Annotated in this window: 18 protein-coding genes, 1 tRNA gene and 3 pseudogenes; 14 read left to right on the forward strand and 8 right to left on the reverse strand. The window is 66.0% G+C overall.

The annotated features are described in order from the left end of the window. Nucleotides 1–9 precede the first annotated feature (9 nt). The 6 genes and pseudogenes from OG804_RS01955 to OG804_RS01980 all read left to right on the forward strand — a co-directional run bounded on the left by OG804_RS01955 (nucleotide 10) and on the right by OG804_RS01980 (nucleotide 3,046). Nucleotides 10–94, forward strand: a tRNA-Leu gene (locus tag OG804_RS01955). A 109-nt stretch (nucleotides 95–203) separates the two neighbouring features. Next, nucleotides 204–662, forward strand: a complete 459-nt coding sequence (locus OG804_RS01960) for a hypothetical protein (protein WP_328393234.1) — start codon at nucleotides 204–206, stop codon at nucleotides 660–662. Next, nucleotides 659–1,693, forward strand: coding sequence for a tyrosine-type recombinase/integrase (locus OG804_RS01965; RefSeq protein WP_328393236.1), 1,035 nt, complete (start codon nucleotides 659–661; stop codon nucleotides 1,691–1,693). The genes OG804_RS01960 and OG804_RS01965 overlap by 4 nt, the downstream gene beginning before the upstream one ends. 264 nt (nucleotides 1,694–1,957) lie before the next feature. Then, a pseudogene (locus tag OG804_RS01970) lies at nucleotides 1,958–2,176 on the forward strand (Tn3 family transposase); the annotation flags it as partial. A gap of 61 nt (nucleotides 2,177–2,237) precedes the next feature. Beyond that, complete coding sequence (locus tag OG804_RS01975; RefSeq protein ID WP_328393238.1) at nucleotides 2,238–2,582, forward strand: hypothetical protein; 345 nt, start codon at nucleotides 2,238–2,240, stop codon at nucleotides 2,580–2,582. Beyond that, the gene (locus OG804_RS01980; RefSeq protein WP_328393240.1) at nucleotides 2,579–3,046 is read left to right on the forward strand and encodes a MerR family transcriptional regulator; all 468 of its coding nucleotides are present in this window, start codon (nucleotides 2,579–2,581) and stop codon (nucleotides 3,044–3,046) included. Before OG804_RS01975 ends, OG804_RS01980 begins: the two co-directional genes overlap by 4 nt. A gap of 124 nt (nucleotides 3,047–3,170) precedes the next feature. Here OG804_RS01980 and merB read toward each other — a convergent pair. Both merB and OG804_RS01990 read right to left on the reverse strand, forming a co-directional pair. Beyond that, nucleotides 3,171–3,356: pseudogene (gene merB, locus OG804_RS32225) on the reverse strand (organomercurial lyase); the annotation flags it as partial. Nucleotides 3,357–3,945: 589 nt separating this feature from the next. After that, the gene (locus OG804_RS01990; RefSeq protein ID WP_328393242.1) at nucleotides 3,946–4,347 is read right to left on the reverse strand and encodes a MerR family transcriptional regulator; all 402 of its coding nucleotides are present in this window, start codon (nucleotides 4,345–4,347) and stop codon (nucleotides 3,946–3,948) included. A gap of 422 nt (nucleotides 4,348–4,769) precedes the next feature. On the opposite strand from OG804_RS01990, the gene OG804_RS01995 reads away from it, so the two are divergent. Beyond that, nucleotides 4,770–5,672 (forward strand): IS5 family transposase, encoded by a 903-nt coding sequence (locus OG804_RS01995; protein ID WP_328393244.1) that lies wholly within the window; start codon nucleotides 4,770–4,772, stop codon nucleotides 5,670–5,672. Between the two features lie 253 nt (nucleotides 5,673–5,925). On the opposite strand, the gene OG804_RS02000 is transcribed toward OG804_RS01995, so the two are convergent. Together OG804_RS02000 and OG804_RS02005 are read right to left on the reverse strand one after the other, a co-directional pair. Then, nucleotides 5,926–6,831, reverse strand: coding sequence for an NADP-dependent oxidoreductase (locus OG804_RS02000; protein ID WP_442941721.1), 906 nt, complete (start codon nucleotides 6,829–6,831; stop codon nucleotides 5,926–5,928). A 345-nt stretch (nucleotides 6,832–7,176) separates the two neighbouring features. Continuing rightward, on the reverse strand, nucleotides 7,177–7,473 hold the full coding sequence (locus OG804_RS02005; protein ID WP_328393248.1) for a hypothetical protein: 297 nt from the start codon (nucleotides 7,471–7,473) through the stop codon (nucleotides 7,177–7,179). Between OG804_RS02005 and OG804_RS02010 the strand changes: the two genes are divergently transcribed. The 4 genes from OG804_RS02010 (at nucleotide 7,462) to OG804_RS02025 (ending at nucleotide 10,775) form a co-directional block, all read left to right on the forward strand. Beyond that, complete coding sequence (locus OG804_RS02010; RefSeq protein WP_328393250.1) at nucleotides 7,462–7,959, forward strand: GNAT family N-acetyltransferase; 498 nt, start codon at nucleotides 7,462–7,464, stop codon at nucleotides 7,957–7,959. The two genes, OG804_RS02005 and OG804_RS02010, sit on opposite strands and share 12 nt — an antisense overlap. Continuing rightward, a complete protein-coding gene (locus OG804_RS02015) occupies nucleotides 7,874–8,260 on the forward strand; it encodes an effector-associated constant component EACC1 (protein WP_328393252.1) in 387 nt (128 codons plus the stop codon). Before OG804_RS02010 ends, OG804_RS02015 begins: the two co-directional genes overlap by 86 nt. A gap of 380 nt (nucleotides 8,261–8,640) precedes the next feature. After that, on the forward strand, nucleotides 8,641–10,533 hold the full coding sequence (locus OG804_RS02020; RefSeq protein WP_328393254.1) for an NACHT domain-containing protein: 1,893 nt from the start codon (nucleotides 8,641–8,643) through the stop codon (nucleotides 10,531–10,533). A gap of 50 nt (nucleotides 10,534–10,583) precedes the next feature. Next, complete coding sequence (locus OG804_RS02025) at nucleotides 10,584–10,775, forward strand: hypothetical protein (protein WP_328393256.1); 192 nt, start codon at nucleotides 10,584–10,586, stop codon at nucleotides 10,773–10,775. A 76-nt stretch (nucleotides 10,776–10,851) separates the two neighbouring features. Here the strand turns inward: OG804_RS02025 and OG804_RS02030 are convergent, their stop codons facing one another. Both OG804_RS02030 and OG804_RS02035 read right to left on the reverse strand, forming a co-directional pair. Then, nucleotides 10,852–11,112: a hypothetical protein gene (locus OG804_RS02030; RefSeq protein WP_328393258.1), complete on the reverse strand. Its 261-nt coding sequence runs from the start codon at nucleotides 11,110–11,112 to the stop codon at nucleotides 10,852–10,854. A 232-nt stretch (nucleotides 11,113–11,344) separates the two neighbouring features. Beyond that, nucleotides 11,345–11,800 (reverse strand): SgcJ/EcaC family oxidoreductase, encoded by a 456-nt coding sequence (locus OG804_RS02035; RefSeq protein WP_328393260.1) that lies wholly within the window; start codon nucleotides 11,798–11,800, stop codon nucleotides 11,345–11,347. An 87-nt stretch (nucleotides 11,801–11,887) separates the two neighbouring features. On the opposite strand from OG804_RS02035, the gene OG804_RS02040 reads away from it, so the two are divergent. Together OG804_RS02040 and OG804_RS02045 are read left to right on the forward strand one after the other, a co-directional pair. Next, nucleotides 11,888–12,349 (forward strand): MarR family winged helix-turn-helix transcriptional regulator, encoded by a 462-nt coding sequence (locus OG804_RS02040; RefSeq protein ID WP_328393261.1) that lies wholly within the window; start codon nucleotides 11,888–11,890, stop codon nucleotides 12,347–12,349. A gap of 450 nt (nucleotides 12,350–12,799) precedes the next feature. After that, nucleotides 12,800–13,054, forward strand: a pseudogene (locus tag OG804_RS02045) (SDR family NAD(P)-dependent oxidoreductase); the annotation flags it as partial. Between the two features lie 149 nt (nucleotides 13,055–13,203). On the opposite strand, the gene OG804_RS02050 reads toward OG804_RS02045, so the two are convergent. Continuing rightward, entirely contained in the window at nucleotides 13,204–17,001 is a 3,798-nt protein-coding gene (locus OG804_RS02050) for a tetratricopeptide repeat protein (protein WP_328393263.1), read from the reverse strand. A 186-nt stretch (nucleotides 17,002–17,187) separates the two neighbouring features. Here OG804_RS02050 and OG804_RS02055 point away from each other — a divergent pair, with 186 nt between their 5' ends. Next, a complete protein-coding gene (locus tag OG804_RS02055; protein ID WP_328393265.1) occupies nucleotides 17,188–17,379 on the forward strand; it encodes a hypothetical protein in 192 nt (63 codons plus the stop codon). A 479-nt stretch (nucleotides 17,380–17,858) separates the two neighbouring features. On the opposite strand, the gene OG804_RS02060 is transcribed toward OG804_RS02055, so the two are convergent. Beyond that, on the reverse strand, nucleotides 17,859–18,833 hold the full coding sequence (locus tag OG804_RS02060; RefSeq protein WP_328393267.1) for an IS110 family transposase: 975 nt from the start codon (nucleotides 18,831–18,833) through the stop codon (nucleotides 17,859–17,861). Nucleotides 18,834–19,045: the final 212 nt, after the last annotated feature.

The raw sequence follows: 19,045 nt of genomic DNA on the forward strand, positions 1-19,045 counted from the left end.
AGCACACCGGTCCGGGTGGCGGAATGGCAGACGCGCTAGCTTGAGGTGCTAGTGCCCTTTATCGGGCGTGGGGGTTCAAGTCCCCCTCCGGACACTTTTTTGCTGCATTTGTGCCCTAAAAACCGTGTCCGTGCACTGCCTGGACACCCATTTTCCTGTCACCGCTGTGACCTGTGGTTTCACCCCGGGCGGGGGTGAAAATTGTGACCAGTGACACACTGGTGCCGTTGTTGCCTTCGTTCATGGGTGGGCCCCTGATCGGCCGTTCCGGCAGTCGGGCTGCGGGTCCAGCCCTGCCGATGGCGACCCTCGAGGAGCCCGTGCGGTCGAGGGCCGTGCACAGCATCCGGCCCGTCGACACCAACGGACGTGTCGTCGACAAAGCCATTGTCGGAGCCCTCGACTGGCATCCCGGAGATCTGCTGTCGTGGCGGGTCACCGGGGGACTGGTCTTGATCACTCGCCCGGGCCACGGTCGCCGCGGCATCACCAAATACGGCCACCTCTCCTTGCCCGCCGCCGTCAGGCATTCCGCGGGCATCCGGATCCATGACCGTGTGCTGCTCGCTGCCGACCCCGACCAGACACTGCTGGTCGTGTATCCCGCCGCGGTTCTCGACGACATCCTCGCTCGTCGCTTTGCCGAAGGAGCACCCGAATGACTACTGGTACCCAGGCCGATATCGCCGCGGTCCAGATGATGATGGAACGCTTCGGTCTCACCGTCGCCGATATCGGTGCCGGATCGCCGGCCGAGACTACCCGTCTCACACCGACCTTCGCCGAGTTCATCCCGGTCGCGATCGACCGGATGCCCGCGGGCCGTACCCGTGAGCACTACTGCACGTACTGGAACAAGATCCTGATTCAACCCGGCTGGGGTGAGCGGCGACTCGACGAACCCACCACCGCGGATCTGCAGGTGCTGTGTGAACAGATCCGGGCCGGTCGGGTGATCCGGCGTTCCGATCGCGGCGGCAATGAAGTCGTACGCCACGTCATCGACGCGCTGCGCAAGCTGTACAGGCAGGCCGAAGACAGCCGACTCATCGACCCCCGCGACAACCCGGCCGCCCGCCTGACCAAACCCAAACGCACCCGCTCCAACCGCCGCGCCCTGCCGACCGACGTCCTGGCGCAGCTCGTCGAAGTCGCTGCCACCACCGGCAACGACCCCGAACTGGACAGCCTGATCCTGCGCCTACACACCGAAACCGCCTGCCGCCGCGCCGGGGCATTGGCCCTGCGGCCCCAGGATCTCGACCCGGTGCAATCGGTAATCCTCCTGCGGGAGAAAGGCGGAACCCAGCTGTGGCAGCCGATCTCACCGACCCTCATACAAGCCCTGTGCCGCCACGCCGAACAACGTGGTGCGCCCGCGTCCGGCCCGCTGCTGCGCGCGCGGAACGGCAACCCGATCACGCGCCGCCGCTACAACCACTTGTTCGAACGCCTCGGTAGACACCTCCCGTGGGTGTTCACCCACGGGATCTCGATCCACTGGCTGCGTCGTACCACAATTACCTGGGTCGAGCGCCACTACGGCACCGCCGTGGCCCGGGAATTCGCCCGCCACAGCCAGGCAGGTGGGGGAGTCACCGGCATCTACACCACCGCCACTATCACCGAAGTCGCCCTCGCCGTCGCACATCTCACCGGCGAACCTCACCCGCTGGCACCGGTGGCAGACTGACACCAGCCGAGGATGAAACCTATGCCGTGGTCAGCGGAAGTGCGCCCGGTCTTGCCGCTGATCTCGGCGTATCGGCTGCGAATAATTCTCCGGCACCTGCGTCCGGGTAGCTGTCGCAGTTTGTGTCCCCGGCGGGGCACGTCGAAGATGGGAACGCGGGTGACCTGGGGATCTGCTCTGGTCGACTGATAGTTGAGGCGGATTACGTCCTGGGATGAGAGAAGATGCGGTGCGCCCGGTGCTGGCCGCGCACGCCCGCCAACGGCCCAGACCGCGTGGACCACCGAGTATTACGGGCTCGCCGTGGAGCAGATGCGCCGGGCCGGGCAGCGGATCGACGACGAGGTCATCGCCCATATCTCCCCGGCGCGCAGCGCCAACATCAACTTCTTCGGCGCGATCGAGGTCGACATCGACGCCGAACTCGCCCAGCTCGGCCCGACCGGGTATCGGCCGCTGCGGGTGCGCGACACCTTGTTCTGAACCATTTGTCCCCGTCCCGGGGGTTGCATCCTGTACCGGGGTACAGGCTTACCGTGGAATCATGACGATGTCAGCAGCTCAGGGCGATTGGGTGCCTTCGGCCTGCACCCTGCCCACTGTGGAGCAGCCGATTCGGGTCGACGAGTTCGACGAGTTCTTCACCACCTGGGCGCGCACCATCGACCGGCCCGAGTCCGCGCGAGTGGAGATCACCGTGGATCCGGCCGCTGAAATCCTGGCCAGACAGCTCGCCGGGCGCGAGAGCAGCTGCTGCTCGTTTTTCACCTTCGACTTCACCACCACCGGCGAGGGGCTCGTGATGGGCGTCGGGATTCCGTCGGCCTACGTCGAGGTGCTCGACGCCTTCACCGCGCGCGCCCGGGCCGCGATCGAGGCGAGCAGATGAGCGGGTTACGCACCAGCCAGCTGGCTGCGGCCGCCGGGGTCAACGCCCAGACCCTGCGCTACTACGAACGCCGCGGACTGCTCGCCGCGCCCGACCGCACCTTGGGCGGGCACCGGGTCTACCCGCAGGATTCTGTCACGGTGCTGCGGGTGATCAAGGCCGCCCAGCGGCTCGGGTTCACCCTCGAAGAGGTCGCCGACCTGCTCGAAGGCACCCGGGTGGGCTCGCGCCGACGCACGGATGCGGACCTGCGGGCACGGGTGAGCGCCAAGATCACCGAGGTCGACGCCAAACTCGCCGAGCTCACCGAGGTCCGCGACACCCTGCGCGCGGCGCTGGCGGCCGGATGTGAGGATCTGCTGGCCTGCAGCGAATCCTCGTCCTGTCCTGTCCCGTTCGACACCGCACCGGGCACCACCACCGGTGCCTCTGACACCCGTGAGGGAGGTCGTTGTGGCTGCTGAGACGCAGGGACGTCGCTGGTGGGCCTGGATCGGCGCCGGGGCGCTGCTGTGCGTGGGCGGTATCCGCCGAAGGACCGGGCGCGTTCTGCCCGCCGACGAACACGGCAACGGTCGCCGGAGTCGCGGTCAACTGCTGATCAGCAATGGTGATGGTGAGCGGCTGCCCGGTGTCGGGGGCCGTGGTCTCGATCGTGATGTCGGTGCCGAGCATGGCGGCGATGCCCAACGCGTCGATGGCGCACATCGCGTAGACGCTCGCGCCACCGTCGAGGTGGACTCGATGCGCGGTCGCCGTGGCCGAGAACGGGTACGCCGCGGCGATCGCCCCCGAGCTGTCGAGCTGGATCACGTCGGCCTCGTGGAGCCGGCCCAGCTGCTGCGCGACCGAGGCGTCCGCCCCGAGGGTGGTGGCGAGTTCGTCGGTGGTGGGTGCTCGACCGGTGGTAGCGAAGCCACGCAGGATCGCGTGGTGGAGGGCCTTTTCGGTCGCGTCGGCGGCTGGGCGCGGCCACGCCACGCGGTCAATGACTCGACGGCCGATTCCCCGGCCGGGTCCGCACAGCACGCCGGCGCCGGTTTGTCGGCATCCTCGGATACCGGTGTGGTGGAGGCCAATGCTTGCCGGAGCGCTGCGACCGAGGGTGCGCCCTCGATACCGCCGCTGGTGCGGTAGAGCCGACACGAAACACTGGCAGGTTGTCCGGGCACCGCGAACGGATCCCGGCCCTCGACCAGCAGAGTGGGTGAGCCGGTCATGCCGGCTTCGGCAGCCTGGTCGACGTCGTCGATGACTCGATGGACGAGATCGACCTCGATACCGGTTCCGGCGGTGGCCTGACGCAGGCGTTGTTCGAGCACGGCCGCATTCGGGCAATCGGTGACCTGCAAAATCTCCAGCTTCACGGGGTGTCCTCCTGGTGCAGGGCGGAAAGGATCGGGCACGAGCGCTGCCCGCGGGGGAACTCGCAGGTGTCTACCAGCTCACTGAGTGACTGCTGCATTCGCTGCAGAGCCGAGATCCGGTGCGCCAGTTGATGGATACGCGCCTTCGCCAGGGCGCGGGCGGTGTCGCAGTCCTCCGGACCGCCGTCGGCCAGATGCAGCAGGTCACCGATTTCCTCGAGGCTGAATCCGAGTTCTTGGGCGCGTTTGACGAACCGCACCACCGCGACCGCCTCGTCCGGATAACTGCGATAGCCCGCAGCCGATCGGGGCGGCCGCTCCAGCAGGCCGCGCCCTTCGTAGTACCGCAGGGTTTGCGTGTTCACGCCTGCCCGCGCGGCCAGCTCTCCGGTACGCATACCCACATTCTCAACCCGGTACCCGACTACAGGGTCAACCCCCAGCTCCACATCGCAACCTGCCGCCAGCGCAGGTCGCATCTGCGATTCGTCAGCGCGCGCCTACGGCTATGCCAATTCGGTTCTTTCGGCGATTGGTACCGGGATCCGCTACGGGATATCCGCCCGATTTTCGGCGAATACTACGGCTACCCCGACTTGTGAGACTGGATGCTGACCGAGTGCAAGGGTGGCCGAGTCGGCTGAGTTCGGTACCCAAATCGGCTAGGGCCTGTGTCGAAGTAACAGGTGGGGTGGCACCGCTATGCGGTGCCACCCCACCTGCTGATTTCTGAAACATGTTGGCCGCGTTGGCAAATAGGCGAGGTCTCCGGTAAGTCGGTTGAACGACCAAGTAAAACCGAAGACCGACCGGAGACCTCATGGCCAGCGTAGCGGTGACGGGGCGCGCGGATCTGACCGATGCGCAATGGGCGCGGTTGCAGCCGCTGCTGCCCCGTAACCAGAAGACGGGCCGTCCGCCCGTGTGGACGAAACGACAACTCATCAACGGAATCAGATGGCGCACCCGCGTCGGTTGCCCGTGGCGCGATATCCCAGCCCACTACGGATCCTGGTCGGCGATCTATGGGCTTTTCCGGCGATGGCAGCGAACCGGAGCTTGGGCAGTGATCCTGAAAACGCTGCAAGCCTGCGCCGAGGCCGCCGGTGCGATCAGATGGCAGATCAGCGTCGACTCCACGATCATGCGAGCCCATCAGCACGCGGCCGGGGCCCGCCGCGACCCCGACAATCAAGCTGAACCACCGAGCGGCCCCGGTGAGCGCGAACCCGGTGACCATGCCCTGGGCCGGTCACGAGGCGGATGGACAACAAAACTACATTTGACCTGCGAGGACCGTTGCCGGGTGATGAGCATGCTGCTCACCGGCGGCCAGGCCGGCGACAGTCCGCACTTCGCGGCGGTCCTCGACCGGATCCAGATCCCCGCATCCGGGAGCCGGGCCCGCCGACGACCGGATCGCGTACTGGCCGACAAGGCGTACTCCAGTCGCGGCAACCGCAACTGGCTGCGTCGGCGCGGGATCAAAGCCACGATCCCGGTGCCCGACGGTCAAGCCGGCCACCGCCGGGCCCGCGGTTCGGCCGGTGGACGACCACCGGCGTTCGATCCGGTGATCTACCGTGACCGCAACACCATCGAACGCGGCATCAACCAGCTCAAACAACACCGTGCAGTCGCCACCCGATTCGACAAACTCGCCGTCCGCTACCTCGCAACCATCCACATCGCCGCGATCAACCAATGGCTCCGCCACCCATGAGCAGTGGGCGGGCCGTCGGCCCGCCCACTGCTCACCACTTCGACACACGCCCTAGTCTCAATTCGGGTGGCATTTCCTCATGCTTCGTCCGCTATCACGACACCGCGCCGCGATCCGCGCCACACCGCTGGCTGACCAACCTCCGCCGGGTGATCGCGCGATAGGCGGCTATGAGCGAGCACAGTTCCGTTCGCTGGATCTATCGCTGGTCGTACATCGAGCCGACGTGTGACCTGCGCCGGGTTTCCTTGTGTCAGAAGGTGACGACGACCTTACCGCGGCGATCCCGCGCGGTAAAACGCTCATGGGCCCGCCGGATTTCGTGAATCCCGAAGGTAGAATCCACCCGGACGCGGAGGATTCCCTCATCGATATATCCAGCCAGCTCGCGCAGTCGGACGCCATCCTCACACACCTGATTGACCGTGGTCCGCACCGAGCGCTCCGACAGATCCGGCACCGAACCGGCCTGCGTCGCAATCGAAGCGTATCGGCCGCCGTCGACCACGGCATCGGTGACGAAGGCACCGAAAGTGTCGAAGATGCTGTCGTAGCCGCGGTGCGGCAGCGCGGCGGGGTCGGTGGTGGCGAACTTCGCGCCGTGCGCAACAGCGAGATCGACGTGGGCATCGCGCGAGACCAACGCGTCGACGTGCACACCCCGGGCATGGGCCACCTGCAGGGCCACATTCCCGACAGCGCCCCCCGCTCCTGTGACCAGCAGGCGCTCCCCGGCCGATACCGCCAGCCAATCCAATGTCTGCAGGGCCGTCAAACCGACCAATGGCACGGCCGCAGCTTCGACAAGGCTGACTGTTGCCGGTGCGGGCGCCACCGCATCGACCGGCATGACTACCACATCGGCCCACGTTCCCCGGCCGGTCCCCAGCTGATGCGACATCCCGAATACCCGCTCACCGGGGCGTAACCCGCTCGTGCCGGGGTCGATGACGATACCGGCGATGTCCCACCCGAGCGTCATCGGGAACGGCGGCGTTCCTTCGCCGATGCCACCCTCGCGTGTCTTGTCGTCGACCGGGTTAATGCTGGTGGCGACGGTACGGATCGCGACCTCACCGCCTGCCGCGACGACCTCGGGGACCTCTGCTATCCCTAGTGCCGCAAGATCGCCGAACCGATCGATCCGGATCGCGCGCATACCCAACCTCCACAACTTGACGATCAACTGTGGCCGTCAACCCCGTGGGGTACTGGAATATTCCGTGCGAGCCGTCCACCGGCAATCCTGCGAGGTGCCGTCAGCGGGACGCTCAATGCCACATAGTCGGCATGACAGTTCAGTCGGACCACCACGCTTCGAGCCGTTCGTCAGAAACAATACTGACGAACGGCCAAAGCAGAGGGCGGAGTTGCTTCGATCACCGCGCCAGCAGAGCATGCCAAACTGCGTGCACAGGATGTGGAATCTCAGAACCGTGGCGGATCTGCCAAGTCACCGACAATCATTCTGAGATTCCGACACGAGTTCTGAGACCCTACACAATCATGCTGCCGTTGCGGCGAAACGGTCGAACTCGCCCTTCCGGACGCCGTCGCAGAACGCACCCCACTCGGCCGGGGTGTAGATCAGCACGACCGGATCGACTCGTAGCGATACCCGGCCGTCGCTGCGGTATTCGATCTCCGGGAGGTCTTTGCCGCCAGCTGTGGCGCCGTCCAGCACGAGCTGGAGGAAGTGGCTCCAGTGGCTGGCAGGGATCTCGATGATGGGCTGTTGGAGCTCCAGGCCCTGGTTGGCGGGGTTGGTCAGGAATTTGCTGTCATGGCCATGTCCGACCACCTGATCGTGCGACCGCCGGGACCACGCGACGAAGAAGCCTTTCTCGAACTACGATCGGCGATCACTGAGGACGGCACGGTCTTCGCCAAGGACTACCGGCCAGGTATGTTGTGGCCGGAGTACCTTCTCGTCCAGGACAATGCGCGCGCGGGCGTCGGCTTGGCACCGACCACGGTGCCTTACACCTTCCTGGTCGCCGACCTCGGTGGCGTGCTGGTGGGCAGCAGCGATATCCGCCACCATCTGACCGAGAAACTGACGCGGTGGGGTGGGCACATCGGCTATGTCGTCGCTCCACGACATAGCAGGCGCGGGCACGGGACCGAGATCCTGCGCCAGACACTTCATCTGGCCAGTGATCTCGGCATCCGTCCCGCTCTGCTCACCTGTCGCGCCGACAATGCCGGATCGCGCGGGGTCATCCACGCATGTGGTGGTGTCGTGTCAGCCGAAACCGCTGACGGCATCTGCTCTTATTGGATCTGACCGCGGGCGACTCCGCTGGGTCGGAAGATTAGACCAATATGGCGGTCTCGAAGAGGGGGTCCTACAGGTGTTGTCGGTAGCCCTCGGCGCCGGCGGAGTCGGTGCGCTACTCGCCTGCTCGATCTCGACCCGGCTCACCCAACGCCATTCCGACATCTCACTGATCGTCGAGGACCGCAGCGGCCACCGGGTCGAGTTCGACGCGCAACGAGTACGCGGTGTGCCGGAGCTGCTCGATAAGGTCGCCCAGATCCTGGACGAAGCGCAGCCGAGCCAGACGCCCGAAATCGACAATCCGTAGCTCGGGCCGGCTCCGAAGACACCGCTGACCTGATCGTTGCCCAGGGACCCACCATCGGACACATCAGCGGAGGTGAGGAGCGCATGACCGACCGACACCAGGCTGGGATCCGGGCCACGCCACAACGTCTAATCCGTCTGCCAGTTGAGAATTTCGGTAACGGTGCGCCGAGATGTCGGTGGTGGCAGTCTATTTTGTGTGTCTGGTAAGTTGGGCTCGTGCGGGCGGGGGCGGCGTTGATCAAACCGTCGATGTCGTTGTGGCGGTGGTGGCGGCCGCCGACCGATCGGGCGACTGTCGCCGGCTGGGCCGATGAGCTGGCCGCGACTGTGCGCAGTACCGAAAGGCGGCTGCGTGAGGATCTGCGGGGAGGGCCGGGGGTGTTCATGCGGGTCGGGTTCACCACCGTTTCGCGGTCGACGCCCGGAGAGACCATCGAGTCCGCTGATGTGTCCGATATCGCCGCCTACTACGATTTGCTCGGTGAGCCGCTACCACGTCTGGTCGTTCTCGGCGAGCCGGGCAGCGGCAAGACCGTCGCCGCGATCCATCTGGTGCTGGGCCTGCTGGAAACGCGACGCAACTCCGCTACCGACGCGCAGCGTGCAGAACAGCCGGTGCCTGTCCGGGTTAACGCCGCGGGCTGGGATGGTGAGCAGGATTTCTCCGGCTGGCTGACCACCCGGCTGGGCTACGACTATCCGCAGCTACGGCCGGTGCTGGCGCGCAAGCTGGTCGAAGACGGGTTGATCCTGCCGGTGATCGACGGCCTCGACGAGATGGACACCCCCGACAGCCGAGGATCGAGGGCCCGCGCTCTGCTGGACCAGCTCAACACCACAGCCTGGCGTAATGCGCCGGTCGTCGTCGTATGCCGCACCGCCGAGTTCTGGAAACTCTGCGAGCTGGGCGGTGACAACGGTCTGCACGGTGCGGCGACGGTCACTCTGCAACCCCTGCCGCCCGACCGCATCGGTGAATACCTCACCGCATACAGAGACGCTATCGGCACGGCCAGCAGAACATGGACCGAGGTCAGCACACGCATCACCGCCGAACCCGACACAGCGCTGGCAACCGCACTGCACACCCCCTGGATGCTCGGGCTCGCCGTCAATGCCCTACACCACGACCCCACCACCGCAGAGCGCCTCACCGGCTGCGCCACCCCGGACGCTGTCGAAGACCTGTTGTTCGCCGCTCAGATCCCCGCTGCGGTCATCGGCCGTGAACAGCACAAACGGTACCGCGCCTACACCAGCGACAACGTCCGCACCTGGATGCAAACGCTGGCCCGCTGTCTCGAGCACCGCCGCAGCACTGGAGGTGACGGCACCGCCATCCGGCTCGACGAGATCTGGGAGCTCGCAGGTACCACCCGATGCCGCGTTTGGCACGCAGCCACGGCCGCCATCCTCCTCGCGATGACAGCCGGTCTCTCTGCCTCTATCATTCTCGGCCCTGCGCTCCTGATGCTCAGTTACGAGCCCGAAATGAACACCACATCCATGCCCACTCCTCTCCACCTGATACAGACCGCGATCATCCTCGGACTCGTGCTCGGAATCGGATTCAGCCTCGCATTCGGACTGACGTTCGGCCTGGCCGCCGGTGTGGTGGTCGGTTTGTTCAAAACTGTGCCAGCGACTCGCCTGGTATGGCAGGCGCCCAAACGATCCAGGTGGCGTAAAGCCCTCCCTCTAGGCCTGGTGGCCGGAGCCGGTGTCGGGATCGTTGTCAGACTGGTCGCCAGCCATCACTCGAGTGGACTCGTACTCGGGATCATCGCCGCGCTGACGTTCGTGCTCGTGATCGTGTTCTCCGCCGACGCCGAAGACCAGCTACGCCACACCGTCGATGAACGGCATTTGATCCGCAACGATCTGCGCGCCGCAGCAATGATTGGAGCACTTGCCGGAATCACGTCCATCGCCGCGCTGTTGCTACTAGCCATCCCCAGACTCGAGACCAGTAGCGACCTAATCATGGAAGGGTGGGCTCCAGGCCTGATCCCCGTGTCCGTGTGGTTCGCCATTATTTTTGTCACCACGTTCGGGCTTTTGATCGGCCGCGCGTCCGGGCGGTTCCTCACCGCGACGCTCATCTTCCGCAAGACCGGCATTTTCGCGGCGCGGCCGACCGTGTTCCTGGACTGGGCTCGCCGCAACGGGCTCCTACGAGTCAACGGCACTGCCTACCAATTCCGGCACGAGACCTACCGGCGATGGCTCCAACAACCCGCCCCGAGCGCCGATGAGAGCCCGTCCAACTGATCCGTTCGGGGCTCACCCGCCCGCCAGCAGAATCGCGTCGATGGACCGGCTTGACCCCTTTCAGCTTCGACGGCCGCAGTGGCGGAGGCGTTCGATTCCACATCGACCAGGTATTGGCCGACGACCCCCAGCGTGCGGCGTGGCGCGCGCACTGGCGCGACATGCTGGACTCACTCGGCGCCGCGGACGCGGCCGCCCGCGCCCCCGCGCCGGTTGCCTGGTCCAGCCCAGAGGACCAATAAGCGATAGCGATTCACGGTGCATCACCGATCGCCACGCGCGACAGAAGTCGACCGTGCGGCGGTCGACGGCGGCCGCTTACTCGTTATTTGAGCGCGGCGTGAATGGACGGTCGTAGAAGTCGGTTCCTTCGGCGATGATCTGGCCGATCCTGGCTTCGGAGAGTTCTTCGCCGACCGCAATCTGCCAGGGTGTTCGATATCGGGACTGCCGCCAGATGCGTTCGTTGCGCTCGGCCAATCGCCCGAACCATGGGTGGTTCTGGTCGCGAATCTCGGCATCACTCCGGTCGCGAATTCCAGCACCGCTCGATTTGGTGTTCGTGAATCTCGACAGCACCCCCAGCCAGACGACCGGTACGGAACCTCAGCGCACGACCGGCTATCCTTCGGTACTCGTCATGAGACCGCCACGCTGCCGGATATGGACCGCCGACTGCGGTAGTCCGTCGAGTGAACATGTTCCAGATCCGTGATGCGCGACCAGCCTTGGGGCATCCCGCCGAACAGACCCTCATGCGGAATATCGTGCGTCGTTATGGGTTCATCGCACTCCTGCTGCACAACCCGCTCTACCGCTGGGCTGCCGGGATCAGGCCGGGAGCGGTTTTGAACGAAATCGCCTCCATTATCGGCTTGCGTTTCGTGTTCTGAAATGCCGCGACGCGCCACTGCCCGGACGGCTCGCGGACCAGGGTGTAGGTCTGAACTTTGGTCAGCTTCTTGGGGCGGTCTCCCTTGTATGATTCGCCGCGTCCGGTGACCACGGCCGTGTCAGGCCCGAGGAATCGGACGTCGAGGATTTCGTCGGCCAACTGGGTGCCCTTCAGGTATTTGGCGAACAGCGTGCGGTGGCTTTCGATGATGTCGCCCCGCCCGCGGTAGTAAGTGCCGACGAAGGTGATGTAGGTGGCGTCCTCGGTGAATGCTGCCCCGTAGGCATCGGCATCGTGACGACGCCAGGCATCTACGAGTCCGGCGATCACCTCGACAACTGCCTGCTGATCGTCCCGGTCAGTCATGGCCATGACTTCCTCCTGTGGGTAAGATGAATTATCTGCACAGACTCAGTATCTGCATGTGTGCAGCAATCAGAGTAGGAGGCTTCGAGCATCATGGCAACTACTGCGCAGCAGAATGCCGAAGAGGAGGTCTTCCGCGCCTATCTCGACGCCGTCGGGTTGCACGGCATGGCCGGCGCGGCAGCGGCAGGACTGCAAGCCTCGGAGTGGTACGCGCTCAGCCAGCTCGCATTGGCAGGCGCACTGACCTCGGGACAGTTGTCAGAGCGAACAGGCCTGACGACCGGCGCGACCACCCGCCTCATCGACCGGCTGGAACGGGCCGGTTACGCCCGTCGGATAAGCGACCCGACCGACCGCCGCAAGGTCGTCGTCGAGCCCGTGACCGACGCCCTCGCGGGCATCAGCGAGCTGGTAGCACCGGCGCGCCGCAGAATCGCCCACATCCTCGACCGCTACACACCGGAACAGCGCGCGGTCCTCTTCGACTACTTCGCCCACGCCGCGCCCGCCTTCCGTGCGGCAACCGAAGAAATCCGGGCAGCCCAGCGATGAGCAGGCGGATATCCAGCTCAGTCACGTAGCCCGGCGCGGCGGATACTCGTGAGCCGACCCATATCGTTGGGATGCGGGGGGTTTCGGCCCGCTGACCCTCCGAACGCTAAAGCGCTACCCGCCACCCGGTCATCCGGTAATGCCGCCTACCGGTCACACAGGGAACGGGACTCCGCCACTCAGCAAAGGGATAACCCGTTTCAAGGTTGCCTTCGGTGGTCCCACGAGTGGCGACGTGATGATCCGTCACGATGGCAACCGGCAACCCAGCTGCGGGAGGTCAGTCGGTACCGCTGTACCGCAACCAGGATGGCGCAGTGATGTCGAGATCCGCGACCAGCCGCGAACGAGACGGTGCCCGAATTCGCGACCAGACGGTGCCCGAATTCGCGATCGAAGCCATACATATCGGGCCGATCGAGGAGGATCACTGTTTCGGCGACGTGGGCGATGACCCCGGAGTCGCGCAGGTCGGCCAAGGTCGGCGGGCGCGGCACCGCTTGGCGGGGGCCGGGGTTCGGAGGCTCCGCCCCGATCGTCGACATGAAGATGGCCGATATCGACGCGATGCTGACGATCAACGTCCGATCCGCGATCGTCGCCATTCGCGAATCCCTGCCGCATATGAGCGACGGCGGGCGCATCATCAACATCGGCAGTATCAACGCCGACCGCACACCGTTTCCCGGCCAATCGATCTACGCTATGACCAAGGGCTGCGGACCGAAGGGCTGTCTGTCCTGTATCGGGGCCGATTCGGCAGATGCCCGTCCCGGGTGCCTATTAGGTGATTTCGGCTGCGGATGCTTCGGCGGCTGGGGTGATGGAGCCTCGGCCCGAATGGGTGGTCTTGTTCACCCGGCCTGCAGGGTTGCGCGGGTGAGATTGTCGTGGATGGTCAGGGTGTCGGGGTGGTCGGGTCCGAGGGTGAGCTCAGCGTCGGTGAGTGCCTGCTCGAACGTTGCGATGGCTTCGCGCACCCGGCCCGCCGCCAGGTAGGTGTCGCCGAGGTTGTTGCGGACGGTCACGGTCTCGGGATGGTCTGAGCCCAGGACCCGTTCATGTTTGGTGAGGGCCTGCTCGGACATGGCGGTCGCCTCGTCCACGCGGCCGGCGAGGTGGTAGGCGTCGGCGAGGTTTTTGCACACGGTCAAGGTGGCGGGGTGGTCGCCGAGGGACGTCTCGGTGTCGGAGAGGACTTGCTCGAACAGGGCGATCGCCTCGGGAACCCGGCCGACCGAGTGGTAGGCGTGGGCGAGGTTGTTGCGCACGGCCAGCGTGTCGGGATGGTCGGGGCTCAGGATTCGTTCGCGAGTGGCGCGGATGTCTTCGTAGAGGGGGATCGCCTCGCCCACCCGGCCCGCCGAGTGGTAGGCGTCGGCGAGGTGGTGACAGACAGTCAGGGTGTCGGGGTGGTCGCCGCCGAGGATGCGCTCGGCGTCGGCGTAGGCCCGCTCGGAGACGGCAACCGCCTCGGGTATCCGACCCGCTACTCGGTAGGCGAGGGCGAGGTTGCCGCGGCAGGCCGGAATCCGGGGGTCATCGGGGCCGAGGATTCGTTGGAAATTGGTGAGGGTCTGCTCGGCCAACGTGATCGCCTCGGGCACTCGGCCCGCCATCACGTAGACGTAGGCGAGGCTGCCGGCGGCGTGCAAGGTGAGGGGGTGGTCGGGGCCCAGGGCTCGCTCGGTGTCGGTGCGGGACTGTTCGAACAACGTCACCGCCTCGGGTATCCGACCCGCCACTTTGTAGGCGGCAGCGAGGTCGTTGCGGAGGCTCAAGGTGTCGGGGTGGTCGCTGCCGAGGATGCGGTCGGCGTCGGTGAGGGCCTGCTCGAGTAGCGGGACGGATTCGGCACGGCCGGCGGCCTGGTACGTGACGGCGAGGTTGACACGGCCACGCAATGCCTCCCGATGGTCGAATCCCAGGACCCGCTCACGGTCGATCCGGGATTGCTCGGCTACCGTGATCGCCTCGCTCACCCGGCCCGCCGCTCGGTACGTCGCAGCAAGGTTGCTGCGGGCCCGCAGGGTGTCGAGGTGATCGGGCCCGAGAGCCCGCTCGTAGTCGGCGAGAGTCTGCTCGCACAACACGACCGCCTCGCTCATCCGGCCCGCCGCCCGGTACGTCGCGGCGAGGTGGCCGCGTGCGCGCAAAGTGTCGGGATGGTCGCGGCTCAGGACTGTCTCGGTGTCGGCGAGAAGTTTCTCGAACAAGACGATCGCCTCGCTTACCCGGCCCGCGTCCCGGTACGTCGCGGCGAGGTTGCCGCGTGCTCGCAGGGTGTCGGGGTGCTCGGGGCCGAGAGCTCGCTCGTATTCGGTGAGGTTCTGCTCGAACAACGTCACAGCCTCGGTCGACTTCCCCGCATCGTGATGGGCGAGGGCGAGATTGCCGCGGGATGCCAAGGTGGAGGGGTGGTCGGGGCCCAGGATCTGGGCGCGATCGGTGAAAGCCTGCCCGGACGCCGCGATGGCCTCGGTCACCCGGCCTGCTGCCTGGTAGGCGAGGGCGAGGTTGCTGTGGGAAGTCAACGTGTCGGGGTGCTCGGCGCCCAGGGTGCGGGCGCGGTCGGCGAAAGTCTGCTCGTGCAGACCTATCGCCTCCTCGAGCCGGCCCGCGGTCGAGTAGGCGTTGGCGAGTTGGTTGCGCACGGCGAGGGTGAGGGGGTCGAGCCCCAGAGCTCGTTCGGCGTCGGCCATGGTCTGTTCGAAGAGCGGGATTGCCTTGTCGATCCGGCCCGTCGCGGTGTAACTCTCGGCGAGGTCTTTGCGGCACAGCAGGGTGTCCGGGTGATCGAAGCCCAGCACCCGTTCGGCGTCGGAGAGCGTCAGCTCGAACACCGAGACAGCTTCTTCTACGCGGCCTGCCGCGTGGTAGGCGATGGCGAGGTTGAAGCGGCAGGCGAGGGTGGCGTGGTGGCTGGTGCCCAGGAGCAGTGCCGTGTCGGCGAGGCTTTGGTAGGTGTAGGAGATCGCGCGGGTGGTGTCGGCGGCCTCGATCAACTGGCGTCCGGCCCAGATTCGGGCCTGTGCCGATCTCTGGGCGAGGGGGGTGTTCGTGGTGTGGGCCCGGCTGTTCCAGATCGCGTCGATGTGATCGATCAGGTGCGCGACGGTCTCGCGATACTTCCAGGCCTGATTCGTATCGAAGAAGTGGTCTTCGATCACTTCCAGGGCGTTGTTCGCCAACCGCCCGAGCCCGGGTCCCGTCTCCTCGGCCGGATATTGGGTGAGTGTCTGTTCGGTGGAGGCGCGTTCGCGCAGCACCCGGGAGATGAGGCGGTGCATCAGCACGGCGTCACCGGTGGTCGAGCGGGTCAGAAGTGACCCCCACTCGCAGCGGGCCAGAGCCTCATGGAGACGTCCTGCCCGATCGGGCAAGATCTGCACCCATACCCCTGATGGGGACAGCATCGCGATCAGTTCGAGGAGGTCGCGGACCGCGGTGTCGAGTTCGGTGTCGCCGCTGGCGGCTTCGGTGGTTTCCAGTGACAGCAGGATCGCTCTGTCCACCCGGTGCGGGTGCGGTGAGCCGGCCAGGCGGGTCAGCGCCGCGGGCAGCGGCTGGTCGAGCAGTGTCTCATAGCGGGTGTAGTCGACTCGGCGGATGGTGATGGTGGCCGCGGCTTGGGTCAGGGCCAGCGGCAGGTCCCCGAGTTGGCCGGCGATACGGTCGGCGCCGTAGTCGTCGTCGAGACCGGTGGCATTGCGCAGGAACGCTATCGACTCCGCGCGGGTGTAGACCTCGAGATCGACGAGTGTTCCCAGCGTCGTGAAGGCGTGGTCGGTGCTGGTGATCACGATCCTGGTGCCACCGCGGACCGGAACGAACTCACCGACCCGGTCCGGGTCGGTGGCGTTGTCGAACACCAGCACACCGGGCTCGGTGCGGGTGACGAGGTGATCGCGTAGTCGATGCGCCGAGCGCTGGGAGTCTCCCTCGGGATCGGCCACCCCCAGCCGGGATGCGATGGCCGCCAAACCCTCCAGCAGAGCACCATCGGTTTCCGCGTCGACCCAACCCACCAACCCGATACCCGAATCGATGGCCTCGCGCGCGTACGCGGCGGCCAACTGTGTCTTGCCCACACCCCGCATCCCGGTCACCACCACCGACACCCGTGAGGTGGCCGCGCTCTGCGCGAGTAGGCGCAACTGCTCACGCGCCACGAAATGGACAGGTTCAGCAGGGATCTTGCCTACCGCCACGACATCCCGGGATTCGCCCGTGGGTGAAACAGCGGCCGGGAAGAGGCCGGCCTCGTCCGGCGAACCAGCCACGCTGGTGCCCGGTGACGCCTGGACCGGTCCCGGTTTCTCCGTCGCTGTGGCGCGCGCTTCGGCGTAGGCGTCGGCGCGGCGCTGTTGCCACCGTCGCAGCGTCTCGGTCGGCAGCGGCCATGGCTTGCCGGCCATCACGTGCAGGCATTCCAGCACCAATACGAACTTCTCGACATCACGGGGAACCACCGGGTTGGGTTTGAGCCATTCGGTGATCGTGTTGGCCGAGACCCGCCGGTTCTTCTTGGCCAGGATCCACGCCGCGACGTCCTGGGGATAGGGGTTCTTCGCCTCGGCATGGAGTTTGAAGAAGGCCTGGACGTAACCCGCGCGCGTGTACTTCGGGCGGTCAGGCCGGCTACCCGTCACGGTCTGTTCCCTCTCCGACTCGGGTGACTCGGAACGGAACCGCCGCTCTCGGCGAATCCGATAAACCCGCTTTGACCTGTGTTTTCCACGCGCATTGTGCTGGGCTTCGCTGGACGAGGTCGTGCACGGTCGGGCTTGCTGATCTCGACCGACAAACCCTGGCCGGAAACGGAGAACGACCCACTCATGCCCACCATAACCAAGGCCCTGCTGCTCACCACAGCCGTGCTGGCGGCCACCCTCGTCGCCCTCACCGCGGGTCTGCTCGCCCGCACCGACGGCGCTACCCTCGCGGCCACGATCTGTGCCGCCGGCATCGGATTCGGCAGCACCCTCACTCTGATCCTGCTCGCCATCACCACCTACAAGTCTCTGTAACCCGTGCGAACCCACCTACCTCGAGCACTCACAACACCAACCGCGCTGCCCTGTCATCATCGCGGTGATGGCAGAGGTATCCAGCGGCGGGAACGCTGCCGAAATCTTGCCCGGAGCCTGCAGGCCCGCCGAGAGTCGTGCCCGGATGTGTCCACCACAGCCGGTCATCGGACCGTCGCGACGTCCGATCGTATCGAGCACGGTGCCGCCCGGCACGTCGGTGCCCAGCACCACGACCGCAGTCCCGCCTCCGGACAACGCGGGCCCGGAACTTCGACCAGCAGATCGTGGGCTCCCCGCTGGTGCATGCTGGCGTGCGACACCCTGATCGAGCGCGCCCAGAAGAACCGACGGGAAACTGACCGGGCGTGCTCGGACCCCGGCCCAGCCGAGCTGCGCTACATCCTGTGCCGCGCCGTTCGCCCAATCGTCGGTGCCCGCAATCCGGCGGGACTGTGGATCTAAGGGCTCCTCTCTGGTCAAGCCCCGGCCAGCAGAGAGGTACCGGCATCTCGGAGCATGATTCGGTAGACGATGTCGGAGAGCTGGCGTTTCAGGCATCGCAGCGCTTCCTTATGGCCTTTCCCGGCGGCACGTTTGCGCTGGTAATAAGCGCGCCCGACGGTATCGCGGCGGATCTGGGTGATCGCGATGACATGCAGGGCGTAGTTCAGCTGACGGTCGCCGGCGCGGGAGAGCCGGTGGCGGCGGGCGTCTCCGGAGGATACTTCGATCGGGGCGACACCAGCGTAGGAGGCGAACGCGGCGGCGGATCGGAAGCGGCGGATGTCGCCGGTGTGCGCGAGGATCTTCGCGGCCACCACGGTGCCAACACCATGGATGGTGGTGAGTTGGGTGCGTGATTCGGTGACGACGGCGTTGAGTGAGTCGGTCGCGCTGTCGATGCGGCGATCGAGCCGGCGAAGTTCGGCGACCAGGTCGACAGCAACCTGGCGGAGAGCCCGGCCGTAGTGTTCACGAGGACGCACCGACCGCAGCAGCTGGGCCGCGGCCTCGGCGGTGAGCCGTTTCGGCAGCCCCGCAGGCACCAATTGGACCAGCAGGCGGTGCAGTCGGTTGGCGGTCTGGGTGCGGGTGCGGATCAGGTCGTCGCGGTATTCGGTGAGCGTTCGCAGCACCTGGGCGGTCGGGTCGGTGCGCATGGACTGCAGTCCGGTGCTGTTGAGTGCGGCGATACCGACCGACAGAGCGTCGGTTTTGCGGCCGTGGCCGGTCGAGAGCACTGACCCGGTGGGCAAGTTTGGCTGGAACATCGAGAGTTTCGATACCGTCGATGGCCAGCTTCTGCGCCAAGGGCGCTCCGAGCCCACGAGCTCCTTCGATCGCCCAGATCGCGTGGGGCCAGGTTTGGGCGAATCGGCGCAGCTGCCGATAGCCGGTGCGGTTGACCTCGACACGTAATGAACCGAGCGGCCGGCACTGTTGATCGACAACGACTGCCGTCCACGATGCTTTGTGCGGGTCGACAGCGATCACGACCTGATCGGTGGGAGTGGTTTTCGGCATGACACCTCCAGGAGGACCTACGAACGAACGGGTTCCAACGAGGAGGGCAAACCAACTTCGGGCGGTGCAGACCTCTCTCAAGCCACTCCCTGTCGGCGGCCACGGCCGGGACGCATGCCGTTAGAAGGTCAATCCCGGA

It is taken from the genome of Nocardia sp. NBC_00416 (genome assembly GCF_036032445.1).
Taxonomy (GTDB): domain Bacteria; phylum Actinomycetota; class Actinomycetes; order Mycobacteriales; family Mycobacteriaceae; genus Nocardia.